This window comes from Turicimonas sp. TL08, from assembly GCF_054660695.1.
Genome location: NZ_BAAGDP010000127.1, coordinates 1 through 238, shown reverse-complemented (window position 1 = coordinate 238; position 238 = coordinate 1). Strand labels below are relative to the sequence as shown.

General features: G+C 43.3%; 1 protein-coding gene. It reads left to right on the top strand.

Translation table 11 applies throughout. The annotated features are described in order from the left end of the window. Nucleotides 1-16: 16 nt before the first annotated feature. A partial coding sequence (locus ACYQ4O_RS13210; protein ID WP_460175901.1) for a zinc ribbon domain-containing protein occupies nt 17-238 on the top strand: 222 nt, incomplete at its 3' end.

Below are 238 nucleotides of genomic sequence, written 5' to 3'. Positions count from 1 at the left end.
TCTAAAAGTATCGAATATGTCTGCATCGGCGTCAGGTACAGTTGAGCAGCCCGGGAAAAAGGTCAGACAGAAAAGCGGTTTAAATCGTTCAATTCTTGACCAAGGATGGTATTCTTTCAAGACAATGTTGGCTTACAAGCTGGAAGAAAGAGGAGGGTTGCTGGTAATGGTTCCTCCGAAAAATACGAGCAGAACTTGTCCGAATTGCGGATATATTTCGGCAAAAAACAGACAAACG